At 67.5% G+C, this 8,356-nt stretch carries 8 protein-coding genes and 2 pseudogenes; 3 read left to right on the top strand and 7 right to left on the bottom strand.

What is annotated here, in order from left to right; genetic code table 11:
* Nucleotides 1-403 precede the first annotated feature (403 nt).
* Nucleotides 404-610 (bottom strand): hypothetical protein, encoded by a 207-nt coding sequence (locus AOK01_RS39785; RefSeq protein WP_055520486.1) that lies wholly within the window; start codon nt 608-610, stop codon nt 404-406.
* 484 nt (nt 611-1,094) lie between these two features.
* Here AOK01_RS39785 and AOK01_RS39780 point away from each other — a divergent pair, with 484 nt between their 5' ends.
* Together AOK01_RS39780 and AOK01_RS39775 are read left to right on the top strand one after the other, a co-directional pair.
* Nucleotides 1,095-1,514 (top strand): hypothetical protein, encoded by a 420-nt coding sequence (locus AOK01_RS39780; protein WP_055520484.1) that lies wholly within the window; start codon nt 1,095-1,097, stop codon nt 1,512-1,514.
* 626 nt (nt 1,515-2,140) lie between these two features.
* Entirely contained in the window at nt 2,141-2,818 is a 678-nt protein-coding gene (locus AOK01_RS39775) for a GNAT family N-acetyltransferase (RefSeq protein ID WP_055520482.1), read from the top strand.
* Between the two features lie 367 nt (nt 2,819-3,185).
* Here the strand turns inward: AOK01_RS39775 and AOK01_RS46715 are convergent, their stop codons facing one another.
* From AOK01_RS46715 to AOK01_RS39745, 6 genes and pseudogenes are all read right to left on the bottom strand, one after another.
* Entirely contained in the window at nt 3,186-3,854 is a 669-nt protein-coding gene (locus AOK01_RS46715) for a winged helix-turn-helix domain-containing protein (protein ID WP_425424799.1), read from the bottom strand.
* 253 nt (nt 3,855-4,107) lie between these two features.
* A complete protein-coding gene (locus AOK01_RS39770) occupies nt 4,108-4,794 on the bottom strand; it encodes a siderophore-interacting protein (RefSeq protein ID WP_055520480.1) in 687 nt (228 codons plus the stop codon).
* Between the two features lie 181 nt (nt 4,795-4,975).
* Nucleotides 4,976-5,167 (bottom strand): hypothetical protein, encoded by a 192-nt coding sequence (locus tag AOK01_RS46710; protein WP_055520478.1) that lies wholly within the window; start codon nt 5,165-5,167, stop codon nt 4,976-4,978.
* Nucleotides 5,164-5,732, bottom strand: a pseudogene (locus AOK01_RS39760) (transposase family protein). Before AOK01_RS39760 ends, AOK01_RS46710 begins: the two are co-directional and overlap by 4 nt.
* A 237-nt stretch (nt 5,733-5,969) precedes the next feature.
* A pseudogene (locus tag AOK01_RS39755) lies at nt 5,970-6,328 on the bottom strand (darcynin family protein).
* A gap of 743 nt (nt 6,329-7,071) precedes the next feature.
* Entirely contained in the window at nt 7,072-7,392 is a 321-nt protein-coding gene (locus AOK01_RS39745) for a DUF6191 domain-containing protein (protein WP_055520474.1), read from the bottom strand.
* Nucleotides 7,393-7,974: 582 nt separating this feature from the next.
* On the opposite strand from AOK01_RS39745, the gene AOK01_RS39740 reads away from it, so the two are divergent.
* The coding region (locus AOK01_RS39740) for an IS110 family transposase (RefSeq protein WP_157871675.1) at nt 7,975-8,356 on the top strand (382 nt) is incomplete at its 3' end.

Below are 8,356 nucleotides of genomic sequence, written 5' to 3'. Positions count from 1 at the left end.
GCACTACACAGAGCCGCACCCGTCGGTGAGCAGCCGGATCCGCGGGACAGGCTTGTGCGCCTTCCTGCGGCCTCGGCTTCGTCCCGGAGCGTCTGGACAGATCTCCGTCGCGGTATGCCGACAGCACCGGCCTACAAAGAACCCCGGTAGGAACAGCCACCCCCACGACAGCCAACCCGCCCCACCCCAGCCACTAAACGGCAGCCACTTGGTCACCTCATGACAGCAGACCAACCCACCCCTACAGCGCATGACCAGGCACCAAACAACCAAAAACGGCTGACGCACAAACGCTGCCACCAACACGCCCACTCACAGTCGAACACAGTCCCTTCCTTTCTCATAGAAACCCCCAACACCCCAGCTCACAGCCCACACACCACACCAACTAGGAACCTCTCAATCACAACGGAGTGGCGCGGCCGGTGCTGGCCAGCGCGGTGACCCGGTCCTGCCGACGGCCGTGCTTGGCCAGAGAGCAGGCTTCGACCAGCAGCGCATTGGTGTCGAGGACAGGAAGCAGCGTCGGCCGGTCCAGCACCATGGGGTTGAACGCCGATCCGGAAGGGACCAGCAGCGGCGGTGCCAGATCGGCACGGTCAAGCGTCATGGACCAAGTGTCGTCACCGCCACTGACATACGTGCAGGATTTCCGGTCCGGCACCGGTCCGCTCCGGCAATCAAGCTCGCAACCGCATACGGGAGCAGGCCTGGTCTGACCTCGAGGCCGGACCACTCACCTATCCGCCTACTCCCCCGCCGTGCTGCCCACGAACAACCGGCCGCGGCTGAGCCCACCGGCGGGCGCCCTTGCTTCTCGCTGTAGTCGGCCACAGACGCGATCCGCCAGACCACCTCCTGACCAGCACAAACCTAGCTACCCGGACCACGCAGCCATAAAAGAATCCAGAGCCGATGTTGTGCAGGCGTTCCCTTCGCGCAGTGGGCTGCTTTCCTGCGGAACACACGCAGAATCCGAGCACATGTCCAGGATGACAGCACCGAAAGGTGCTGCGGAAGGTCATGTTCGCGCGGACCGGCATGCTGGTGCCGACCCACCGCCGCGAAGATCTCACTCGTCACAGGAGGCAGCCGTGGTCCGAGACGCTCCGTCGTCGAGTCACTTGCCGCGAACGGCCATCGACGTCGTCTTCACCTACCGCTCTCCTGGAGAGACGGCACCCGAAGGCGTCCGGCCGTGTCGCGAGTCCTGTCGTGCGCGTAAGCGCGAGCAGTGGCGGCTGCCGGCCGAAGACACTCCGGACGACGCCACCACCGACTACCTCCACCGCTACTTCGAGCCCACCGCCCGTGCCATCGACGGCCTGGAGAAGGCCCGGCCTCCTAGACGACGCCTCGCCCTGGACCTGCGCAAACCCCAGGACTACTTCCACCGCGTGTGGTCCACCGCCATCCGCGCCGCCGACCTCGCCGACGGGGGCGCCGACGAGCAGGACGAGTACAGCGATACGTGCACAGCCGGCGACACCGATCCCGAACAGGACGTCGCGTGAAGACCGCCACAGTCCCCGAACCCCGCACGGCTGCGACCCTGGCAGCCCGCCGTCGCAAGACCGAGATCAGCCTTGAGCGCGTCCACGAGGCCATCACCCGGCTCCGGCGAGAGACAGCGCAAATCAGCGTCACCACCCCGCCATGGCAGAGGCCGAAGACCACCGCACCTGGATGCTCACCGACCAGGACGACGAACGCGAAGCGACCTGGCGCGAACGCGCACTGAACGCCGAGGACGCCCTCAAGGCCACCCACGCCGACATCCTCACCCAGCGCGCGCATTGGCGAACTCCTCGGTCACGTCCGCGGCTTGGGAACCGAATGGGCCGAGGAAGCCATCCAGCGGATCACCACCGAGAAACACCACTCTCAAGCAGCGGGTCCGCCAACTGACGACCGACAACCGCACCCTCGGCGAGCGACTCAAGGCCGCCCGGTCCAACATCCGCTTGCAAGTCCGCGGCGTCGCCGACCTCGAGGCCCGCATCGCCAGCCCCACTGGCCAGAGGTGAAAGCAAGTCCCCGAACAGTCGCCGCGGCTCGCGCCGCGACGACTGCATCTCGATCAGCGCCCCAGCGGCGAAAATGAGATGATCGGACTACCCTCAGCCCCGCACAATGACTCATGCTCATCGACCACTGGCCTCTGCTCGGACTGCGACTGACCACGCCTCGCCTGGAACTTCGCCTGCCATCGGGCGAGGAACTCTCCGAACTGGCGGACCTCGCGGCGGAAGGCGTTCACGATCCAGACCGCATGCCCTTCTCCGTCCCCTGGACAGACCTGCTTCCGTCGGAACGAGCGCGCTCGGTGGTTCAGCACCACTGGCTCCAGCTCGGCGACTGGACCCCGGACAACTGGGCGCTGAACCTCGCGGTCTTCGAGCATGGCCAGATCGTCGGTCAGCAGACGATCGCTGCCCGCAACTACGCGTCCCTGCGTGAAGTCAACACCGGCTCCTGGCTCGGTCTTCGACACCAGAGACGAGGCATCGGCACCGAGATGCGCACAGCCGTCCTTCACCTGGCGTTCGCAGGGTTGCAGGCAGCCGAGGCGACCTCCGGTGCCTTCACGGACAATCCGGCATCATTCCGGGTGTCCAGCAAGCTCGGCTACGAGCCAGACGGCATCGAGCGCCTGACCGTGCGCGGCCAGGTCACCGCCATGCGCCGACTGCGGATTTCCCGCGCGCGATGGGAGAAGCACCAGAAAGCAAGCGTCTCAATCGACGGACTCGACGCCTGTCTGTCCCTGCTGGGCCTGACAGAAAAGGCCGACGAACTGCCCGATGGGCTTTGCTGACTGGCTCACCAACCACCTCCACGACCCCTCCACCGAACTCGACGGCCGGGTCGTCGAGCGTCATCACCCAGATGAGCGACAGCAAACGAAGTGAGTCAACGTCACAGACATGTGATCAGGGAATCGTCGCAGTTCAAAGCCGTTATTGAGCTCCTGCGGTCGGTACAGTCGACGAACTGCACAACATCTCGCTGACGACCAGGTCCGGCACCGAGGTCGCCGACACACTGAAGTACTTCTCCGAGCGCATCCCCACGACGTTCGTCTATGCCGGGACCGATGTCGAACGCGACCTGTTCACCGGGACCCGCGGACAGCAGATGGCCGGACGCGGCGGCACCGCGGATCAGGCGCGAGAGCCAGCCGATCATGCCGCCGGTGCGGTCGTGGAGGTAGCGGTCCAGGCCCGGTGAGGCTGCCGGGCTTGTGCGCGTGGAGCCCGAGGGAGTTCTCCACGGTGGCGACCAGTCCCTGCCATTCGTTGTTGTAGGGCAGCGGGGCGGTGGGGATCAGGGTGACGGTGGAGTGGTGACCCAAGGTCCCGGCCATCGACGCGCGCTTCCAGTTCAGGCGGTGCCGCAGGAGCGGAATCCGCCCTCGGGGCGAGTAGGTGCGGCGAACCTGAAGGGAGCAGAGAGACGCCTGATTCGCCGAGGAAGACGATCCAGGCACGTGGGTGCACGGCCCCTTTTTTGCTGCGCGGCCACTCGTGCACGATCCAGCGGGCGGTCTCCGACTCGTCCCGCTCGACCGCCCGCTGCTCGGGCCGTTGCAGGCTCCATCCGGGCCGGCCGGTCAGCAGCCGCCGCACCGACGCCCTCGACAACACCACCCCCGTTGCCGCTGTCATGACCGCGCCGACTCGTTCCAGGGTCCACAGGCCGGCCTCGAAACCATGAGCCCGGGCACCTTGCCCCAACGCGGCCCGGACCATCTCGACCTGGGCGTCGTCCGGCCTGGGCGGGCGCCCGGTAGCTGCCCGTCGCCGCAGGGCCGAAGTACCGCCTTGCTCCCCCACCCGCCACCAGCGCCGCACACTCCCGGCACACACCCCCACCGCCCGCACGACCTCCGCATTCGAAACGCCGTCCCCGGACAACTCGACTGCCCGAACACGACGCGCCTCCGCCAACCGAGGCCGCGACAACAGAGGAAAGGAGGAAGGGAGGAGCCGACAACCGAAAAGGAAGGCTGATAAGCCACCCCGACAACCCCCACCCACACACCCACCACACCCACCGAACTTACGAAAAGATCAGTAAGCGGCGGACGGAGGCGTACGCCCTGGGTCAGTCCATGCCCTTCTTGCCCGGCGTCCAGAACGGCTTGGTCAGGACCGCGCGCCGGTCCCACCCCGCTTCCTGGACGAGCACCCGCCGCACTGCTTGCACGTCCCGTGCCTCCCCGGCGACATACGCGATCCCGCCGGGTTCGGGGGCGAGACGTCGTACCGCGTCCGGCAGTGACGTCTCGCCCCGGAGTACCCAGTCGAGCCGGTCGCCGCCCGCCAGGGGCAGCCGGTCCGCGGCTGTCGACGTCTCGACGCACCCGGAGACGACGGCTTCCCCGGGCAGTGCCGCGAGCATCGCACCGAACGCGACCGAGGCCGTCTCGTCGCCGACGAAGAGGTGGCGGGCGGCGTCGGGACGCAGCGTGAAGGTGCCCTCGGGTCGCCGCAGCCGTACCTGTTCGCCTGGTGCGACGGTGCGGCCCCATCGGGCGCCCGGTCCGCCCGCTGCGTGGTCCAGTACGCACAACTCGACGCCGCCGGACGGGTCGTAGTGCCAGATCGAGTACGTACGGAGGGTGAGTCCGCCGACCAGGATCCGCACCTGCTGGCCTGGCTGGACCTCCAGACCGGCCAGTTGTTCGCCGTCGATGCGCAGCCGACGCATCCGGACGGTGACCTGCTCGGCCTCGGTGACGGTGCCGCGTACGGTCAGAAGATCGAGGACGGGGTTCAGGACAGCGGGCATGAAGGGCTCCTCAACGGGGCGGGTTGTCGTACTCAGCGGAAGACTGAACGCGATAGTACGCGTTTGCGAGATCTCGCGATAGTGCGTGTTGGGGTGATGTCGCCGTGACCGGCGACCACGGCCGCCGTCGCCGCCGGCACCAGCAGAGCGACCGTGCGCAGGGCCGGACCCAGGCCGAAGGTCAGGTCGGCGTGGGCGGACAGCGTGACGCCGTGACCGCGACGCCCAGGGCCGCGCCGGTCTCCCGGGCCGTGATGCCGAGACCGGAGCCCAGGCCCGCCTGGTGCGGCGGGAGCGAGGTCGCCACGCCGAGGGTGAGGACCGGCATGGCCAGGAGCCGGCAGGCATACGTCCAGTACGGAACCTTTTTCATCCTGCGTAGTGGTTCGCTTCGACCTGGTGCAGAACGAGGATGGCCTGCACGATCGCGGTTGCGCGGCGCGGGCAGCAGCGCAGTCTGACCAGGATCTTCCAGGTCTTGAGCGTGGCGATCGCGCGCTCGCCGCGGGCGCGGATCTCCTCGTGCGCCCGGTTGACCGTCTTGTGCCGGCGTGACAGCTTCGGCCGGAACCGGCGCCGCTTGAACGGGGTGCGCACGCTGCCGCTGGCGCCTTGATAGCACTTGTCGGCGAAGGTCACCACGTTGGCGCTGCTGAGCGTGTCGATGATGCGGTGAGTACGGGCGGCGGTCGGGTCGTGGGTCACGCCAGATTGCTTCCTGGACGTAGCGCCAGGCGGTGGCGACGCCGATCTCCAAGCCGGCGGCGAGTCGGGGAGATGTCGCCGTTGCGCAGGTAGGCCAGGGCGAGCAGTGCCTGACGGCCGGGGTTCAGTCTGCGCCATCGGGATTCGCGCTGCTGGCGGTGGCCGCGAATGAGGTCGGCGAGGTGGTGCAGGGTCCGGCTGGACAAGGAAATCGTGGCAGGGCGCGACAGCATGGCGAGGCTCCCGGTCGGGGTGTCGGGTTTTGTTCGATTTGCTGTCCTACCCGGAGCCTCGCCCTCATCGACCCCCCTGCCACCCCGGGCTGACCTGCAAGATCAGGTTGGAAAGGCTCACTATTTGCGAGGACGCCACCCTTGTGCCACCACGGAAGCTAAGCGGCCGGTGCCGAATCGCGGTTCGCCTGACGGTCGCCTACCACTCCTCGCCGGTAGGCGACCGCCAGGCGATGCTCAGGCGTTGTTGGTCGCCGGAATGTCGGTGTCGTAGTGCTTGGCGTACCCGTTCTCGACGCCCACGAGGATTTCGACGATCTCGAAGTAGTGGTCCCAGAACGGCGTCTCGCGCAACGCCTCGATGACCAACTGGAAAGCCCGTGATCGCGTGCCTCCCAGACCCAGATGTCGGTAACACGGGCCGTGTAGAACTCGGTGTCGTAGTAGCGCCAACGTACGTCCTCGGCCTTGTCCTTGATGACGGGCAGAACGCTTTCATGGAAGGCCGCGACGCGCTCCGGTACTGACAGCTCCAACCAGGCGCGATGGGTCTTGAGGAGGAGGAACGCTGTTACGGCAGGCTCGAAGTCGGACATGGAAGATCCCCTCGCAGGGTGCTGGATGGTGGTCACGATGCGGTGCCGTAGGCCCTCGACCAGGCCGGGACGGTCAGATTCCAGTCGGGAAGCTCGCGCGTGCGGGTGCCCGTGGCCCCTCCAGTGCGGGCGACACGACCACGGTCGCCCGGGTGCGTCCGGCTACAGGTGGGCGGTGATGCCGAACTGGTGCATCAGGTCGGTCAGGAGTTCCTGGGCGCTCGCGTGCAGCAGGTCGTCTTCGTCGGCGGGGCTCACCAGGTCGGTCACCGTCTGGATGCGGTGGGGCCGGCGGGCGCGGTCGGCCGACCCGCCTCGATGTCGGCGACGGGGACGATGGCGAGGTCGGGCCCGGAGCCGACGGTGAGTGTGGTCTCGGTACCCTCGTCCGGCGCGGCGAGCGTACCGTCAGGGCCGCCGGTGGCCGTCGCCGCACAGGTGGCTCCTGCCCGAGGTGCCGACTTCGGCGCCGTCGGCCGCACGCAGTGTCAGGAACCACCTGGTCCTCGTAGTCGTCCCCGATCGCGGGGACCACAGGAATGTCACACACCGCGCTCGCGCCGCTCGGCGCGCAGTTGTCGGGCCAGGTCACCTCGGCGACCCCGGCGAGGTCGGAGACGTCGACCGTGAGCCCGCCGTCGGTCACCGGGACGTTCTCGTTGTCGTGGTGGAGGCCGACGTCCAGGGTGCGGGACTGCGGCTGCCCGCCGTCGATGCCAAGGTCTGACTGTGATGGGGGTCTATTACTGATCGGCCTGAGGAATTCGGACGACCGCAGTCCCTGCCTCCAGGTCTACCGCTGTTCGGTTCGGTGGTGCCCCGTCTTCCTCGTCATCCTTCAACAGCAGTGCTGACTGCCGCTCCTTGAGTTCGTTCTGCTTTCCGGGTGAAAAGCTCGCGTGAAGCTGCTCAAACCCGGTCGCCGATATCTGGCCCTGCCGGACGCTGTTCCGCCAGGGCAGCAGTCCGGCCCGTCCGGCACGGAGAAGCAGTTGATCTGCGAAGGCCACGAGTGTCAGCAGGATGACCAGGCCCGGCAAGGTCATGAAGACGGCAAATTCCATGCCACCAGTATTCAGGCCGGGAGTGACGCCGTTTAGCCCTTCAACCGTTTCAGAGTGATGACGGTCTTCCCGCGGCGGACGGCTTTACCCACGTCGTAGCGGGCTGCCCGACGCCTGTTCCTGGGATGGACGTCCGGGGCCCTCTCGCCCTACGATCCGACGGCCCGCTACGCGCGCCGGGACACGTCACCCGTTGGAAAGGGTTCGTCGCACACCTCACCGAGAGCTGTGATCCTGACGGCGTCAGCGTGATCACAGATACAGATGTGGCCACCACCGACACCATCGGCTACGACGCGAAGGCGCAGCCCGGCAGCCACACCCGGCTGAAGCACCGCAGGCTGCTACCCGCCCAGCATCTGGTCGACGGCGGTTACACCTCCCTGGTCCATCCGGAACAGGCAGCCCGCGAACACCACATCACAGTCACCGGACCGCTACCGCCGTCCCTGCCCGGTCCGCACCCGCTGCACGACCACCACCGACAGCGCCCGAACCGTGGCCTTTTCTCCCGCAAGAATTCCGCGACCTGCAACTCCGAGTCCGCGCCGAGCAACAGACACACCCGGATAGCAGGCCACCATGTCACAGCCCATCGAGGTGATCGGCGGGATCGACACCCACACCGACGTTCACCAGGCCGCCGTCATCGACACCATCGGCCGACACCTGGCCACCGAGGCGTTCCCCACGACGCCTGCCGGTTACCGGGACCTGCTGGAGTGGCTGCACTCCCAAGGCCAAGTGCTGGTTGTGGGCATGGAGGGCACCGGCTCCTTCGGCGCCGAACTCGGCCGCCACCTCCGAGCCAACCAGATCGCCGTCATCGAGGTGGACCGACCCGATCGTCGAGTTCGCCGAGCGGCGGGGAAGTCGGATCGCATCGACGCCTACGCTGCCGCCACCGCAGTACTCGCCGGCCGCGCCACGGGCACCCCGAAGCACCGCGCCGGCGCGGTCGAGG

The sequence above is a fragment of the Streptomyces aurantiacus genome (assembly GCF_001418335.1).
GTDB classification, from domain to species: Bacteria; Actinomycetota; Actinomycetes; order Streptomycetales; family Streptomycetaceae; genus Streptomyces; species Streptomyces aurantiacus.
The sequence above is the reverse complement of the archived record's forward strand: the minus strand, read 5'-3'. Positions and strand labels throughout refer to the sequence as shown.

Bases quoted from the DNA above. Each gene is read 5' to 3' on its own strand.
- AOK01_RS39785 (WP_055520486.1), bottom strand. From the start codon at position 610: ATGACGCTTGACCGTGCCGATCTGGCACCGCCGCTGCTGGTCCCTTCC.
- AOK01_RS39775 (WP_055520482.1), top strand. From the start codon at position 2,141: ATGCTCATCGACCACTGGCCTCTGCTCGGACTGCGACTGACCACGCCT.
- AOK01_RS39770 (WP_055520480.1), bottom strand. From the start codon at position 4,794: ATGCCCGCTGTCCTGAACCCCGTCCTCGATCTTCTGACCGTACGCGGC.
- AOK01_RS46710 (WP_055520478.1), bottom strand. From the start codon at position 5,167: ATGAAAAAGGTTCCGTACTGGACGTATGCCTGCCGGCTCCTGGCCATG.
- AOK01_RS39745 (WP_055520474.1), bottom strand. From the start codon at position 7,392: ATGGAATTTGCCGTCTTCATGACCTTGCCGGGCCTGGTCATCCTGCTG.